The 15796-nt window shown below is 73.4% G+C and carries 13 protein-coding genes; 3 read left to right on the top strand and 10 right to left on the bottom strand.

Annotated elements, in window-relative coordinates; all coding sequences use genetic code 11:
• Positions 1 to 903, top strand: a 903-nt coding sequence (gene cysD, locus H0H10_RS15290) for a sulfate adenylyltransferase subunit CysD (RefSeq protein ID WP_223179881.1), incomplete at its 5' end; no start/stop codon positions are given.
• Positions 904 to 905: 2 nt separating this feature from the next.
• On the top strand, positions 906 to 2237 hold the full coding sequence (locus H0H10_RS15285; RefSeq protein WP_188181472.1) for a sulfate adenylyltransferase subunit 1: 1332 nt from the start codon (positions 906 to 908) through the stop codon (positions 2235 to 2237).
• A gap of 85 nt (positions 2238 to 2322) precedes the next feature.
• Here H0H10_RS15285 and H0H10_RS15280 read toward each other — a convergent pair whose 3' ends face one another.
• The 8 genes from H0H10_RS15280 to H0H10_RS15245 form a co-directional block, all read right to left on the bottom strand.
• On the bottom strand, positions 2323 to 3129 hold the full coding sequence (locus tag H0H10_RS15280) for a dimethylarginine dimethylaminohydrolase family protein (RefSeq protein WP_188181471.1): 807 nt from the start codon (positions 3127 to 3129) through the stop codon (positions 2323 to 2325).
• A 66-nt stretch (positions 3130 to 3195) separates the two neighbouring features.
• Complete coding sequence (locus H0H10_RS15275; protein ID WP_188181470.1) at positions 3196 to 4419, bottom strand: cytochrome P450; 1224 nt, start codon at positions 4417 to 4419, stop codon at positions 3196 to 3198.
• Positions 4420 to 4442: 23 nt separating this feature from the next.
• A complete protein-coding gene (locus H0H10_RS15270) occupies positions 4443 to 4688 on the bottom strand; it encodes a phosphopantetheine-binding protein (RefSeq protein ID WP_188181469.1) in 246 nt (81 codons plus the stop codon).
• Positions 4685 to 5386 (bottom strand): hypothetical protein, encoded by a 702-nt coding sequence (locus tag H0H10_RS15265; protein WP_188181468.1) that lies wholly within the window; start codon positions 5384 to 5386, stop codon positions 4685 to 4687. Before H0H10_RS15265 ends, H0H10_RS15270 begins: the two co-directional genes overlap by 4 nt.
• Positions 5387 to 5398: 12 nt before the next feature.
• Positions 5399 to 8512 (bottom strand): AMP-binding protein, encoded by a 3114-nt coding sequence (locus H0H10_RS15260; RefSeq protein ID WP_188181467.1) that lies wholly within the window; start codon positions 8510 to 8512, stop codon positions 5399 to 5401.
• Positions 8509 to 8772: a phosphopantetheine-binding protein gene (locus tag H0H10_RS15255; protein WP_188181466.1), complete on the bottom strand. Its 264-nt coding sequence runs from the start codon at positions 8770 to 8772 to the stop codon at positions 8509 to 8511. The genes H0H10_RS15260 and H0H10_RS15255 overlap by 4 nt, the downstream gene beginning before the upstream one ends.
• On the bottom strand, positions 8769 to 10961 hold the full coding sequence (locus tag H0H10_RS15250) for an AMP-binding protein (RefSeq protein WP_188181465.1): 2193 nt from the start codon (positions 10959 to 10961) through the stop codon (positions 8769 to 8771). The genes H0H10_RS15255 and H0H10_RS15250 overlap by 4 nt, the downstream gene beginning before the upstream one ends.
• Positions 10962 to 10975: 14 nt before the next feature.
• Positions 10976 to 12253 carry a lysine N(6)-hydroxylase/L-ornithine N(5)-oxygenase family protein gene (locus tag H0H10_RS15245; RefSeq protein WP_309141808.1) on the bottom strand — a complete coding sequence of 426 codons (1278 nt, stop codon included), beginning with the start codon at positions 12251 to 12253 and terminating at the stop codon, positions 10976 to 10978.
• Positions 12254 to 12590: 337 nt separating this feature from the next.
• Between H0H10_RS15245 and H0H10_RS15240 the strand changes: the two genes are divergently transcribed.
• Entirely contained in the window at positions 12591 to 13553 is a 963-nt protein-coding gene (locus H0H10_RS15240) for a ketoacyl-ACP synthase III family protein (protein WP_188181463.1), read from the top strand.
• A gap of 90 nt (positions 13554 to 13643) precedes the next feature.
• Here H0H10_RS15240 and H0H10_RS15235 read toward each other — a convergent pair whose 3' ends face one another.
• Both H0H10_RS15235 and H0H10_RS15230 read right to left on the bottom strand, forming a co-directional pair.
• Complete coding sequence (locus H0H10_RS15235) at positions 13644 to 14402, bottom strand: thioesterase II family protein (protein WP_188181462.1); 759 nt, start codon at positions 14400 to 14402, stop codon at positions 13644 to 13646.
• Between the two features lie 18 nt (positions 14403 to 14420).
• Positions 14421 to 15707 (bottom strand): MFS transporter, encoded by a 1287-nt coding sequence (locus H0H10_RS15230; protein ID WP_188181461.1) that lies wholly within the window; start codon positions 15705 to 15707, stop codon positions 14421 to 14423.
• Between the last annotated feature and the right edge of the window lie 89 nt (positions 15708 to 15796).

Below are 15796 nucleotides of genomic sequence, written 5' to 3'. Positions count from 1 at the left end.
GACTCCCCGTACGCCCTCTCGCACCTGGACGCCCTGGAGTCCGAGGCGGTGCACATCTTCCGCGAGGTGGCGGGTGAGTTCGAGCGGCCGGTGATCCTGTTCTCCGGCGGCAAGGACTCCATCGTCATGCTGCACCTGGCGCTGAAGGCGTTCGCCCCCGCGCCGCTGCCGTTCGCCCTGCTGCACGTCGACACCGGGCACAACTTCCCCGAGGTCCTCGACCACCGCGACCGCGTCGTCGCCGCCCACACACTCACGCTCCACGTGGCCCGCGTGCAGGACTACATCGACCGGGGGGTGCTGCGGGAACGCCCGGACGGCACCCGCAACCCGCTGCAGACGCTGCCCCTGACGGAGAAGATCCGCAGCGAGAGGTTCGACGCCGTGTTCGGCGGCGGCCGCCGCGACGAGGAGAAGGCCCGCGCCAAGGAACGGGTGTTCTCGCTGCGCGACGAGTTCTCCCAGTGGGACCCGCGCCGCCAGCGCCCCGAACTGTGGAACCTGTACAACGGCCGGCACGCCCACGGCGAGCACGTCCGCGTCTTCCCGCTGTCCAACTGGACCGAGCTGGACGTGTGGCAGTACATCGCCCGCGAGAACATCGAGCTGCCGCCGATCTACTTCGCCCACTGGCGCGAGGTGTTCCGCCGCAACGGCATGTGGCTGACGGCCGGCGAGTGGGGCGGCCCGAAGGACGGCGAGACGGTCGAGAAACGGCGGGTGCGCTACCGCACCGTCGGCGACATGTCCTGCACCGGCGCCGTCGACTCCGGCGCCGAGACGCTGGAGCAGGTCATCACCGAGATCGCCGCGTCACGCCTGACCGAGCGGGGCGCCACACGCGCCGACGACAAGCTCTCCGAAGCCGCGATGGAAGACCGCAAGCGCGAAGGATACTTCTGACGATGACCAGCACCACAGATCGGCCCGCGGCCACCACGCTGCTGCGCTTCGCCACCGCGGGCTCCGTCGACGACGGCAAGTCGACGCTGGTCGGCCGCCTCCTGCACGACTCGAAGTCGGTGCTGGCCGACCAGCTGGAGGCCGTCGAGCACGCCTCCCGCAGCAGAGGCCAGGACGCCCCCGACCTGGCGCTGCTCACCGACGGCCTGCGCGCCGAACGGGAGCAGGGCATCACCATCGACGTCGCCCACCGCTACTTCGCCACGGCCCGCCGCCGCTTCGTCCTCGCCGACACCCCCGGCCACGTGCAGTACACCCGCAACATGGTCACCGGCGCCTCCACCGCCGAACTGACCGTGATCCTCGTCGACGCCCGCAACGGCGTCGTCGAGCAGACCCGCCGCCACGCCGCGGTCGCCGCACTGCTGCGGGTCCCGCACGTCGTACTGGCCGTGAACAAGATGGACCTCGTCGGCCACCGGCAGGACGCCTTCACCGCCATCACCGACGCCTTCACCGCCTACGCCACGAAACTGGGCCTGCCCCAGGTCACCGCGATCCCGGTCTCCGCGCTCAACGGCGACAACGTCGTGGAACCCAGTGCGCACATGGACTGGTACGCCGGCCCCACCGTGCTGCAGCACCTGGAGTCCGTCCCGGTCAGTGACGCGCCGGCACAGTCACCGGCGCGTCTCCCGGTGCAGTACGTCATCCGCCCGCAGACCCCCGAGCACCCCGACTACCGCGGATACGCCGGCCAGATCGCCGCCGGCTCCTTCCGCGTCGGCCAGGAGGTCACCGTCCTGCCGTCGGGCCGCACGACCACCATCACCGGCATCGACCTGCTCGGCGAGAGCGTCGACGCCGCCGTCACCCCGCAGTCGGTGGCGCTGCGCCTGGCCGACCAATTGGACGTCTCACGCGGCGACCTCATCGCCCCGGCCGCCGCCGCACCCGCCGTCACCCAGGACATCGAGGCCACCGTCTGCCACGTCGCGGACCGGCCGCTCACCCCCGGCGACCGGGTCCTGGTCAAGCACGCCACCCGCACGGTCAAGGCGCTCGTCAAGGACATCCCGTCCCGGCTCGCCCTGGACGACCTGTCCGCGCACCCGGCGCCCGGCTCGCTCGCCGCCAACGACATCGGGCAGGTGGTGATCCGCACCGCCGAGGCGCTGCCCATCGACCCCTACGCCGATTCCCGCCGCACCGGATCGTTCCTCCTCATCGACCCGGCCGACGGCACCACACTGACCGCCGCCATGGCCGGTCACGCCTTCGCCGGGCAGGCCACCGGGGCACCGGCGCGCGACGACGACGGCTGGGACTTCTGAAACCCGCGCGGACCGGCACACGGCCGTCGCCCCCGCTGACAGTCAGCGGGGGCGACGGCCGCTTTCCGACCCCGGGACGGCGGGCTCACCGCTGCCGGGCCGGCGCACCGTCCAGCGACAGGGCGGTGCAGCGGATGCCACCGCCGCCCTTCGCCAGCTCGGCCGTGCCGAGCACGACCACCTTCAGACCGCGGTCGCGCAGCGCGGCGGCCAGGCGCGGCGCCTCCCGGGCCATGGTCACCGTGGTGCCGTCGCTGACCAGATTCAGCGCGAACCGCCGCGCCTCCTCCAGGCACACCTCGATCAGCTCGATGCCGAGCCCGCGCAAGGTCCGCACACTGGGCGCGTCCAGGGCCTGCGGACAGTACGCCACCGTGCCCGCGTCGATGACACCGACCGCCAGATCGAGGTCGTACCAGCGCGAGTCCAGCGTGCGCAGCGGCACCACCTCGCAGCCCAGCTCCCGGGCGAGCACCGGCAGCATCCGCTCGTCGGTGCGCTGCCCGTACCCCGTCAGCAGCAGATCGCCGCAGGCCAGCGCGTCGCCCTGGCCGCTGAACGGGTAAGGGGCCTCGACGACCTCGAACCCCCGGCCCGCCAGCCACTCCTGGACATAGGGGATCTCGGCCTTGCGCTGGGGCGGCGGGCAGCCCAGGACGGCCCGGCCGCCGCGGACCACGGCGGCGTTGGCCGTGAACACCATGTCCGGGCACTCCGGCGCGGACGGCAGGTACTCGACCGTCCGGCCGGCCGCCAGGTGCGCGGCCACGATCGCCCGGTGCTCGGCGAGCGCCGCCTGCGCATCGGGCTGGACCGCGGTGTCCATGTACGGGTTGATCTCGTAGTCGACCCGGAAGTGGCTCGCATCGGAGACGAGGAGTTCGCTGTTCACGGGGCCTTCCCTGGAAAGTGACGGAACATCGGGTGCGCCGCGGCCGGCGGCGGGGGACCCGGCCGGTCAGCCGGCGACGACCGTCACCGGCAGGGAGCGCATGCGGTTGATCACCCAGGAGGACTGCCAGACGGGCGGGGCCGCGAGCGCCAGCGACGTGTCGGCGGCGATCAGCTCCTCCAGCAGCGCCCGCAGCAGCACCCGGACCAGGGCCGCGCCCAGACACAGGTGCGGGCCGGCCCCCAGGGTCATGTGCGGGTTGGGACTGCGGTCCAGGACCAGCTCGTCCGGGTCGGTGAAGACGGCGCCGTCGCGGTTGGCGGAGGGCAGCCACACCGCCACCGCGTCACCGGCCCGGATCGGGGTGCCCGCCAGCTCGGTGTCGCAGACCGCGGTGCGCATCACGTGCGTGGCCGGCGCGGACCAGCGCAGCAGCTCCTCGACCGCCGAGCCGACATCGACCCGCCCCTCGCGCAGCGCCCTCCACATCCCGGGGTGCTCCAGCAGGGCCAGCAGGCTGCCGCTCGCGGCGTGCTGGGCCGTCTGGCTCGCCGCGACCACGATGTTGTCACAGGTCAGGACGATCTCCTCGTCCGACAGCGGCAGACCGCCCGCGCGGGCCGCGAGCAGCGCGTCGATCAGGTCCCGGCCGGCCTGTGACCGCCAGGCGCCGATCGCCTTGAGGAAGTACGCCATCACGTCGTGGTGGCCGGCCGCCGCGTCCTCCCCCTCGTCCACGGAGCGGCCCGTGGCGTCCAGGATCAGCGGCACGTCCTCGGCCGGGATGCCCAGGATCTGGGCCTGCACCGCGAGCGGGAACCTCGCGGCCACCTCGGTGGCGAAGTCGCCGCCGCCCCGCGCCCGCAGATCTCCCAGCAGCGACCCCGCCACCTCACCGGCCAGCGCGCCCAGACTCCGCACGGCCCGCGGCGTGAACAGCCGGGCGACCGCCCTGCGCAGTTCGGTGTGGCGCGGCGGATCGGTGAGGATCGGCATCTTCCCCGCACCGGGGTACGGAGCGGAGTTGTCGTCCTCACGCAGCATCGCGCCGCGGGTGGAGGTGAAGACCTTCCACTCCGTCAGCACCCGCAGGCCGGCCTCGTGCCCGACCACGGCCCAGTACCGTGACCCGGTCCTCGCCTCCTGGTGGTGCACGGGACCTGCCTGGCGCATGGCCCGCCACACCTCGTACGGATTGCCGTTCGCATACAGGGCCGGATCCAGCAGATCGACCGACAACGACACGGACAAGAACGCCCCCTGCTTCTCGATGAATGTCAAAGACGTCATGGCCACGCGTCCGCGCGGCCTTGTCAGCCCTGCGGGCTGAGCTCGGGCTCCTTGGCCAGGACCGCGACGAAGTCGGCGAACCGGGGATTGTCGAACAGCACCTTCACCGGCACCGAGACCCCGTGCCGGCTGCCGAGCACCGCGATGATGCGCAGCGCGGCGAACGAGTGACCGCCCGCCCCGAAGAAGTCGGTGTCGTCGTCCACGTCGGCTTCGAGAACCTCCCGCCAGATCGTCCCGACGGCGGTGCGCAGTTCGTCGTCCGTCATGCGTGTTGCCTCCTCGTTGTCTCGGCCAGGAACGACAGGACATGGGCCCTGGCCGACTCGTGGGCCGTGAGCCCGGCCCGGTCGCTGTCGACGCGTACGGTGGTCAGCTCCCCCTCCGGGAGCCAGTCCCGGTGGTCGGGGTGGTCGCGGGAGAGCACCTGGAGCACCGGTCCGACGGGCTCCCGGGGCAGCGCGCCCCGCGCGGCCAGCAGATAGGCGAGATAGGACACGTGCTGCCGGGCGAAGTGCGCGACCGGCTCGTCGATCACACCGTCGCCCAGGCCCTGCGCCCGCAGTGCCGCCTCCGCGCGCCGCGCCAGGTCCTCGTGGACGGCCCCCAGGAACCGCTCCGGTTCGGCGGGCAGCTCCCCGGCCGGCACCGGCGGGCCGCAGCTGCCCGGCACCTGGGCGACCGCGCCCGCGTAGGCGCGGGCGACGTCGTCGTCGGTGGCCGGCATCGGATCGAACAGGACCAGCGGGCGCGAGCGCGCGGACCGGCGGGCGAGGTGCACCGCGATCGCCGACGCGGCGCAGTACGCCAGAACCGGATGGGGACCGGCGTCGAGCCGGGCCGCGTACGCGGCACCGGTGCCCTCGACCGGCAGCGGGTCGGTCAGCAGCGGCACCATGCCGTCCAGCCCCAGCGCGGTGACCGGGGCCTCCGGCCGGCGCCCCGGATAGTCCAGGATCATCAGCATGTCGTGTCTCCCTCACACACCGGCCAGTTCCGCCACCACCGCCGCCACCTCGTCGGCCAGCACCGTCCCGGCGGCGGGCGACAGGACGTCCGTACGCCACGTGGTGACGAGGTCCCAGCCGCCGTCGGCGCCGGGGAAGGCCTCGGCCATCCAGCTCCGCGAGGTCCGCGGCGCCCGGATGCGCACGGGACGCAGTCCCACCGGACCGAGCGAGACCGACGGCGGTGGATGCTGCAGCACCACCCAGGCGTCGAACCACCCGTGCCCGCCGTGCCCGGCGCGCAGCTCGCGGACCAGTTCGTCGAAGGGCGTCCGGGAGTGCTCCAGCGCGTCGACGACCTGCCGGGCCGCCGCGGCGAGCACCGCTTCCGGCTGTCCGCGCAGCCCGCGCAGGGGTACGGCGAACGGGTTGACGAGGTACCCGACCACACGGTCCACGGCGGGGTCGAACCGGCCCGTGGTCAGGGTGCCGACACACACGTCGTCCACGCCGGACCGCCGGGCGAGGGCCCTTGCCGCACCGGCCGCGAGCACGGCGAGCGGCGGGCCGCCGTGCCGGGCCGCCGCGGCCCCGATCCGGCGCACCAGGGCGGCGTCGAGGCGGCGGACCGCCTCGTGGGCGGGGGCCTCCGGTGCGGCGTCCCGGGCCGGCGGCAGGCACGGCGGTGGACAGCCGGCGAGCACGCCCCGCCAGTGACGGACGTCGTCGGCGGCCTGCGAGGCGACGTCGCGTGACTCCCACAGGCCGAGCAGCCGCTGCCCCGGCACGGGCGGGAAGCGGGGGACACCGCCGGCGCGGCGCGCGGCGTAGGCGTCCCGGAGGTCGTCGAGCAGGATCCGTTCCGACGCGCCGTCGAAGGCGATGTGGTGGAACTGCAGGCACAGCAGCGCACGGTCCGGCGTGAGCCGGCACAGCCGGGCGCGCAGGGGCAGCTCCCGGTCGAGCCGGAACGGGGTGTCCCACAGGTCCGCGGTGATCCGCTCGGCCAGCTCACGCACCGGCGCCGGCCCGGCGGGCGCCGGCACCTGCTCCCACGGCACGGCCCGGCCGGTGAGCGGGCGCTGCACCGGCCGGCCCTCCTCCCAGACGTAGACGGTGTGCAGGGCCTCGTGGCGGGCCACCACGTCGTCGAGGGCCGCGCGGAGCACGTCGGGTGCGAGCGGGCCGGTCAGCTCGTACGCGACGACGACGAGATTGTCCGCGCTGCCCGGCGCGTACGCCTCCGCGAACAGGAACCGCTTCTGCGCGTGGGCCAGGGGCCGGTCCCCGTCGTCGCCCGCCGCCGGCGCGGCCGGTGCGGGGACCGCGCACCCCGTGTCGGTGAGGGCGCTCAGCCGCCGCTTGCGGTAGACGTCCGAGACGGTGACCCTGCCACGGCCGCGGGCACTGAGCACGGTGGCGAGCCGGATCGCGTCCAGAGACGTCATGCCCCCGTCGAGGAGGTCGTCGTCCGGCGTCAGGTCGGCGTTGCCCAAAAGGCCGCGGACCTCGGCGAGCAGCGAGTGCGGTGCAGGGGCGCGCAGATGGGCCGAGCACGCCGCGCCGACGGCCTTGCGGTCGGTCTTTCCGTTCCCGGTCAGCGGAAACGCCGCGAAGGCGGTCAGCGCGCGCGGCACCATGTACGCGGGCAGCCGGGCGTGCAGCGCGGCCAGCAGCTCCCCTTCGGCCTCCTGGGCGCCGGTGTAGGCCGCGACGAGTTCCGCCTCGCCGTCCCCGGCGTCGACGGCCAGCGCCACCGCGTCGGTGACCGCCGGGTGCTCCCGCAACACCGCCTCGATCTCACCGGGTTCCACCCGGTAACCGCTGACCTTGACCTGGTGGTCGACCCGGCCCAGATGCACGAGCCCACCGCCTGCACCCGGCAGGCGGCCGACCCGGTCCCCGGTGCGGTACCAGTGGTCGTCGGTGAGCGGGGCCGAGCCGTCGTACGCGCTCACCCGCTCGCCGTCGAAGGCCACGAACCGGCCCTCGTCGTCCGCCGGGTCGAGGTATCCCGGAAAGCGCTGCGGGCCCCGCAGACACAGCTCGCCCTCCGCGGCGGGGCGGCCCCGCTCGTCCACGACGAGCTGCTCCAGCCCGGGGTGGACGGTCCCGATCGGCACCGTGCCGTTCGACGGCCGCACCCAGTCACGGCGATCGCGCGGCAGGCGGTGCCCGGCACACGTCACCGTCATCTCGGTGGGACCGTAGACGTTCTCCAGCACGCTTCGCGGCGCCGCGGCCTGCCACGCCTCGGCCTGCCGCAGCGTCAGGGGCTCGCCGCAGAACAGGCTCCAGCGCAGGCCGGGCATGCTCGACGGACCCAGCTCGCCCATGCGCAGCGCGAAGGAGATCGCCGACGGCACCGACGTCCAGTGCGTCACCTCGCTCGCGTTGACGAAACGCACGGGGGACAGCAGGTCCTGCCGGGCCGGCACCACCAGGGTGGATCCCGAACCCCAGGCCGTGAACATGTCGTACACGGACGGGTCGAAGGTCAGGTCGAAGAACTGGGAGAACCGGGCGCCGGGACCCGCCGCGTACCGGGGGACCACATGCTCCAGGTAGGCGTTCACGTTGCGGTGCTCGACGCACACCCCCTTGGGCGCGCCCGTCGAGCCGGAGGTGAACAGGATGTAGGCGATGTCCCGCGCACCGGCCCGCACATCCGGCAGGCCGGCCGCCGGCAGGGCGCGTACGTCCCTGCCGGACAGGCGCACGACCGGCACCGGGAGATCCGGCCCGCCTGCGGCGTCCCGGTCCGCGAGCCCGGCGTCCACCCCGGCCAGCCGGGCGATCGTCGTGTTGCGTGCCGCGGGAGCCGCCGGGTTGAGCGGCACGGCCGTCGCGCCGAGCCGCTGGACGGCGAGATACCCGGCATAGGCCGCCAGCGTGCGTCCCGCGAGCAGGCCGATGCGGGAGGGCACGGTGCCGCAGCGCCGGATCAGCAGGGCGGCGATCCGTCCGGCGAGGTCGGCGAGTTCGCCGTACGTGACTTCCTCGCCGCCGACCTCGAGGGCGATCCGGTCCGGGCCCGAGGCCGCGGCGGCCGCGAACCAGCCGTACATCGTGCGCGGCCCGTCCCCGCCCGCGGAGGGCGGTGTGAGGACTGCCGCGGCTCCGGCGGGACCGGCGCGCGTCGTCATCGCTCGTCCACGCAACGCGCCACCCGCTCGGAGAAGTCGCCCAGCACCGGGTGGTCGATCAGGAGCTGAACGGTGATCTCCAGCCCCCACTCGCGGCGCACCGTCGCGGTCGCGAGCGCGGCCTGGAAGGAGTCGCCGCCGCCCGCGAAGAAGTGGTGGCCGGCGTCGGTGACCGGGGTGCCGAGCGCGGCCGACCAGATCTCGGCGATGCGCCGCCGGTACGGCTCGGTGGCCTCGTCGGTGGCCGGTCCGCCCGTCATCGGTCACCGCCGCTCGTCAGGGACGCCGCGACCGAGTCCCGGTCGATCTTGCCGCTCGGGGTCCGCGGCAGCCCGGGCAGCACGGTCACCGAAGCGGGCACCGACGCCTCGGGCAGCAGCCCGGCCAGCGCTTTGCGGAGGTCGCCGGGCTCCGTCACGTCCGGATGCAGGGTGACCGCGGCGCGCAGCTGACGCGAGCCGGGCACCGGCTCCAGGGCCACGCAGACCGCGGAGGCGACGCCGGGCTGCTGCATCAGACACGCCTCGATCTCCAGCAGGTTGACCCGGATGCCGCGGATCTTCACGTCGTGGTCGAGGCGGCTGAGGAAGTGCACGAGGCCGTCCTCGACACGCACCAGGTCGCCGGTGCGGAAGGCCCTGGTGTGTCCCTGCGGGGTGCGTTCGACGGTGACGAAGCGTTCGGCGTTCAGCTCCGGCCGGCCGAGGTAGCCCAGGGAGAGCGGGGCGCCGGCGACGAGGAGTTCGCCGGTGGCCGGATCCTGCGGGTCGGTGGGGTCCACCAGCAGCTCGCAGCCCGGCAGGGGCCGGCCGATGGGCGGCAGCAACGGCCAGGCGGCGGGGTCGGCGGGCAGCACGTAGGAGCTGACCATCGCCGACTCGCTCTGCCCGTAGTGGTTGCCGAGCCGGGCCCCGGGCAGCGCCTCGAACAGCGCCCGGATCGGCGGCGTGCACAGCAGCTGCTCGCCCGCCGTGTTCACCTCCAGCAGGGACAGGCCCAGGTCGCCGTCCTGCGCCGACGCCGCCACGGCCAGCATGTGCAGGGCGACGTAGGGCAGGAACAGGCGCTCGATGCGCTGCTCGGCGAGCCAGGTCAGGAAGGCGAACGGGTCGCGCCGCAGTGTCTCGGGCGCGATGACCAGGGTGCCGCCGCCGCACAGGGTGCCCAGGATCTCCTGGAAGCTCACGTCGAAGTTCAGCGGCGCGAACTGCGCGGTGCGCACATCGGGCCGGACCGAGTCGGTGCGCTGCCAGGTCACCATGGTGTCCAGGCAGCTGTGCGGGATCGTCACGCCCTTGGGCAGGCCGGTCGACCCGGAGGTGTAGATGACGTACACCGGCAGGTCCGGCCGGCAGGCGACCGGCCTAAAGCCGCCGGCCCCCGCGCCGGAGGGGTCCTCGATGGCCAGGGCCGCCACCTGGTCGGCGATCGCCGGCCGGGGACCGTCGTGCAGCAGGAGGCTCGCGCCGCTGTCCTGCAGCATGAACGTGAGCCGGTTTTCCGGATACGACGCGTCCAGCGGTATGTAGGTGGCGCCGACGGCGACGGTGGCGAGCAGGGCCGCGACGGTGCGCGCCCCGCGACCGCCGGTCACCGCGACCCGGCTGCCGGGTTCGATGCCGTGGCGGGTGAGGGCCGCGGCCAGTTCGGCGACCCACGCCCACAGCTGCGCGTAGGTCAGCCGTCGGTCCCCGTCGACCAGGGCGAGCTCGTCGGGCCGCTCCGCCACGGTGCGGACCAGCCCGTCCAGCAGGCACTCCGGCTCCACGCTCCCGCCCCACAGCGTGGGACGCCGCGTCGCCTCCGCCCGCGCCATGCGGCACATGTGCACCCCCAGCGCCCGACGGGTCCCGTCACCGTCGTCGAGCATGCTCTCGGCGACCCGGTCGCGGACCGCGGGACTCTTCTCCTGACTGAGCTTGAACATCGCCTGACCGGACGTCACCTCGAACCGGAAGGCGCCGACCCCGCCGACGATGCTGCGGAAGTAGTCGACCGACCCGCCCACCTCCCAGCCCTTGCCGAACCGCTGCTCGAACAGCTCGGCCGTGCGCCGCACGACCTCCAGCGTCTCCTCACCCTCGGGCAGCGGCACCAGATCACCGGTCAGCTCGGCCGTGACGAAGTTCCACGTGGGCGCGGCCACCGCAGTGTCGTACAGGGCCGGGGTGACGTAGCCGCTCGGGCCGGTGAACACCAGGCGCGCGGGCACGCCGCCGGCCAGCGCCCGCCAGTGCGGGTTGGCCCGGTTGAGGTGGCCGAGCAGCGAGAAGCCGGCGAACCCCTCGGGCTCCTGCGCATCCCCGCCGCCCGGGGGGTGGATGACCGGCAGGAGAGTCGTGTACGGCGTGGTGGGACCGTTGCTCACCAGCATGGCCATCGGGTGGTTCCGGATGATGTCGTGCAGCTGACCGGGATCGGTGACCCGGTAGATCGGTGGAACGAACACGGTGTCTCTCCGGATCAGATCTGACGGAGTATCGAATGCGCGATCTCACCCGCGCGGACGGCGGTGTTGGACAGCAGCCCCGCGCTCAGGCCGTGGCTGTTCTCGGCGCCGGCGCCGTGCAGGTAGATGCCGCAGCGCAGCGCGTCGGAGGTGTGGACACGGTAGTCACGGTCCACGTACAGGCCGCCCCGCTCGTCCTTCTTGCACTCGTCGGCCAGGTCGCCGAGCAGCGGCAGCGGATCGTCGGGCCGGTAGCCGGTGGCGTAGACGACGGCGTCCACGACGAGCCGTGTCACCTCACCGGTGATCAGCGACTCCACCTCCACCTCCACACCGTCGGCCGTCTCCGTGCAGGTGCGCACCCGCGAGGTGCGGTGGACGTGCAGCCGTGGCCGGCCCAGCACCTCCTCCAGGTAGACCCGCCGGTACAGCTCCTGGCTCAGGTCCAGGTCGACCACGGCGTAGTTGGTGTTGCGGTGGTAGGCGAGCAGCGCTTCCTTGGTCTGGTGCGGTGCGCGGTGGAAGTCGTCGACGGCGGCCGGGTCGAAGATGCCGTTGGCGAAGGGGCTGTCGTCGGCGACGCTGTAGCCGTAGCGCGAGTGGACGGTGTGCACCGCCGCGTCGCCCCAGGTGCGGTGGAGGTAGTCGGCGCACTCCGCGGCGCTCTGCCCGGCCCCCACGACCAGGAACCGGCCGTGGCGCGGTGTGCCGAAGTCACTCGTGAGCAGCTGCGAGCTGTGCCGGATCCGCGCCGAGGGGGTGACACCCGGCGGCAGCACGGGTGTCATCCCCGTGCCGAGCACGACGTTGCGGGCGCGCTGGACGCGCCGGCTGCCGTCCGCGGCGTCGGTGACGATCTCCAGGAGGCCGACGCGGCCGTCCGCGTCCTGCACCGGGCGGATGTCCACGACCGCCGAGTCGTAGGAGACATGTGCGTCGAACTGCGCCGCGGACCAGCCGAGGTAGTCGTGGAACTCGATCCGGTACGGGTAGAGCATCTTGCTGTTGATGAACGCCGGCATCCTGCCGTGGGCGTGCAGGTAGGCGAGGAAGGTGTAGCGGCTGGCGGGGTTGCGCATCGTCGCGAGGTCCTTGAGGAAGGAGACCTGCATGGTGGCGCCCTCGATCAGCATGCCGGTGTGCCAGCCGAAACTCGCCTGCCGCTCGTGGAAGGCCATGGTGACCGGTGTGCCGGACTCCTGGAGGGCGATCGCCAGGGCGAGGTTGGCGGGCCCGAACCCGACCCCCGCGACGTCCACGGTATCGACGTCCGGCAGCGTGGCTGCTGTCACGTGGTGCTCCTCTCCAGCCCGGGGTGTTTCGAACACCACACAGGAGGGAGTGTCATCAACTCCCGTCCCGTGCAGCCTGGTTCGTCGCGGGATGGTATCCACAGCGCCGCCGCTCGGTGAAGGCGCGCACATGGGCGGCGTGAACACCCCGGCACGAGGCCGCGGCACCGGCCTCAGGCGCTGTGACCAGGTGCGCCGGGCCCGCGGCCGCGGGGCATGAGCGTTGCCCGACCCGAGCGCGGATCGTTACGGTCGGGCCGGTTCACTCTCCGAAACCCTTGCTGCTCTGGGAGGTTGTCGCGTGCGTTGGAGCGATGTGTACGTCCGGTCCTGTGCAGTGGTTCTGGGAGACCCCGAACCGGTCGAGGCCGCGGTGGCGGCCGGCCGGTACGACCCGGCCGTCCGTGAGGCGCACGGCTACGAGTCGATCGCGGTCGCGGGCCCCGTGTGCGCGGCCGACATGGCCGTCGACGCCGCGCGCGTCGCGATCGCCCGGTCCGCCGTCGACCCGGCCGGCATCGGCCTGTTCGTCCACGCCTACGTCGACGCACAGGGCCCGGAGGGTGTCTCCGAACCGGCCTCCTACGTCCAGGGCATGGCCCACGACGGCCGGGCCCGGGCCTTCGGGCTGCGGCAGGGCTGCAACGGCGCGCTCGCGGCGCTGGAGGTCGGCGCGATGTACGTGTCCGCCGGCGGCGCGGCCGTGCTGACCTCGGCGGACAAGTACGCGCGGGAGTGCGACCGCTACCGCGAGGACCAGGGCGGCGTGCCCGGCGACGGGGCGACCGCCATGGTGCTGGGCCGCGGGGACGGCGTCGCACGGCTCCTGGCCACCGAGATCGTCGGCGACGGCAGGTTCAGCGGGCTGACCGCGCTCGACCCCGGCCGGTTCGCGGACCGCCGGGAGTACCTCCAGGCCCAGCGCAAGCGGGTCATGTCGATGATGCGGACCATGACCGAGGCCCGGCGCGACTGCGTGCGCGCCGCGCTCGCCGACGCCGGCGCCGAGGCCGGCGACATCCGGCACTGGCTCCTGCCCTACTCCGGGCGGTTCCTGGTCGACAGGGAGTTCTGCGCCGAGTTCGGCATCGAGGACGAGCGCACCACCTGGGACAGGGGACGCACGGTCGGCCATCTCATCAGCGGCGGTGACTCGTTCGTCGGGCTCACCCACCTGCTGGAGACGGGGGCCGTGCGGGCGGGGGACCGGGTCGTCATGCTGGGTGACTCCACCGGGTTCTCCTTCGGCTGCGCCGTGCTGGAGATCCTGGCCGAGCCCTCGTGGCAGGCCGGTGACTGAGGCCGGGCGGCCGCCGCCCGCGGCACCGCAACAGCACCGAACACCCCCTTGCCCGCGGCATCGCCGGGCAAGGGGGTGTTCCGTACGGTGTCACTTCGCCGGGGCCGGCTCGTGCGCCCCGAGGTGCCGGGTGACCACCGCGCTCACACCGGCCCAGTGGTCGTCGAGGTAGAAGTGCTCACCGGGAAAGACATGCAGGTCGAACCGGCCGGCGGTGTGCTGCGCCCACGCGGCCGCGTCATCGACCGCGACGACGGGGTCCCGGTCACCGGTCAGTGACACCACCGGGCACGCCAGCGTGGCGTCGTCGCGGCGGCGGGACCGCAGGATCCGGTAGTCCGCGCGCAGCGCGGACAGCACCAGCCCGCGCATGTCCGGGTGGGCCAGCAGCCGTTCGTCGGTGCCGCCCAGCATGGCGAGGTCCGCGAGCAGCTCCTCGTCGGTGCGCGGGTGCGTGTGCCGGGCGAGCGACCGGCCGGGCGGCTGCGCCCCCGACGCGAACAGCGCCAGCGGTACGACTCCCTCGGCCTCCAGACGCCTGGCCACCTGGAACGCCAGCAGCGCGCCCATGCTGTGCCCGAACAGCGCGACCGGCCGGTCCACCGCGCGGCGCACCGCGGCGAGCGTGCGCTCGGTCAGCTCCTCGAAGTCACCGGCGTGCGGTTCGTCGACGCGGTCCATCCGGCCGGGGTACTGCACGGCCAGCACCTCGGCCGTGGGGGACAGCGCCATCGCCATCGGCCGGAAGTAGGTCGCGGATCCGCCGGCGTGCGGCAGGCACACCACCTGCACCCCCGCCTCGGGCGCCGCCCGGTACCGGCGGATCCACCCGCCCTGTGCCTTGGTCATGGCTCCTCGCTCGTCGTCTCACACATGGGCGGGCCGCTGCGGCACCGGGCCGGTGATCTTGCCGTCGGCATGGCGCCGGACCGCGCGGATGCCGGGTACCAGCGGGGTCAGACCGCACGGCACGACGATCATCACGGCGGCGATCAGCAGGGTCTGGGTCTGACCGGTCTGCCCGGCCAGCGGGCCCACCAGGGCGAGGCCGAGCGGCGCGGCGATCGTGGAGATCAGCCAGTCGTAGGACTCCACCCGCGACATCACCTCCGCGGGAATCAGCTGCTGCATCGAGGCCTGCCACAGGGCGTCGAGGAACAGGGTGGCCGCGCCGCTGACGAACGCCGAGCCCACCACCGCCCACAGGGGCATCGGCACCGCGAGTGCCAGCAGCGGCAGCGCGGTCAGGGCCAGCGCGAGGTTGCCGACGATCAGCGGCCTGGCCGGCTCCAGCTTCAGCGCGACGAACCCGCCCGTGATGGCGCCGGCCGCGAAACCCGAGACGATGACGCCCCACGCGGACGGCCCGCCGAGCGAGGCGTCCGCGATCGCGGGACCGAGCACGTAGTACGCCGCGACCGCCAGGTTCTGCAGCATGTGCACGATCATGTTGAGCCACAGCCACCGCCGTACGGACAGCTCGCGCCAGCCGGTGCCCAGATCGCGCCAGAACGTCTCGGGCGCGGGCATGGTGCGCGGGGCGAGCCGCAGCATCGCCAGCGACACGGCGCTCACGATGAACGTGACGGCGTCCAGGGCCAGCACCAGTCCGGGGCCCCACCAGGCGATCACCACACCGGCCAGCGCCGGGCTCAGCACCGTGGAGGCGCTGATGCAGAACGACATCAGCGCGTTGCCGCGCTGGAGCTGTTCCGGCGGCATGATCTCTGCCATCAGGCCCCGGGACGCCGGGCCGAAGAACGCCTGGGCGCCGCCGAAGACCGCCGCACCGGCGGCCAGATGCCACACCTGGGCGGCATCCGACAGCAGGAGTACGGCCAGCATCAGCTGGGTGGCCGCGCGGATCAGATCGGACGTCAGCATCAGGACCTGGCGGCGCAGCCGGTCCGCCCACACCCCGCCGGCCAGGGTGAACAGCACCTGCGTGAGGACCTGCGCGGTCATCACGAGCCCGATGTCGGTGACCGAGCCGTCCACCGCCAGCACGGCGAAGATCAGCGCCACCTTGGTCATCCCGCCGCCGGTGGCCGACACCGCCTGCCCGGTCCACAGGATGCGGAACTCCCGGATGGACAGCGGCGCCAGTGCCTCGGCCAGGACGCGCCGCCTGCCGTTGCCCTTCTCCTGCGTCATCGGCGTGCCCCCCGTCGTGCCGGGGCGTGCGATGGGACGCGAACCTGGTCGATGTTCTGCGACGTCACAAGCGGATTCCTGTCTCGGGT

It is taken from the genome of Streptomyces griseicoloratus (assembly GCF_014534645.1).
GTDB lineage: Bacteria > Actinomycetota > Actinomycetes > Streptomycetales > Streptomycetaceae > Streptomyces > Streptomyces griseicoloratus.
Note: the sequence above shows the minus strand (reverse complement) of the source record. Positions and strands in the feature narration are given on the sequence as shown.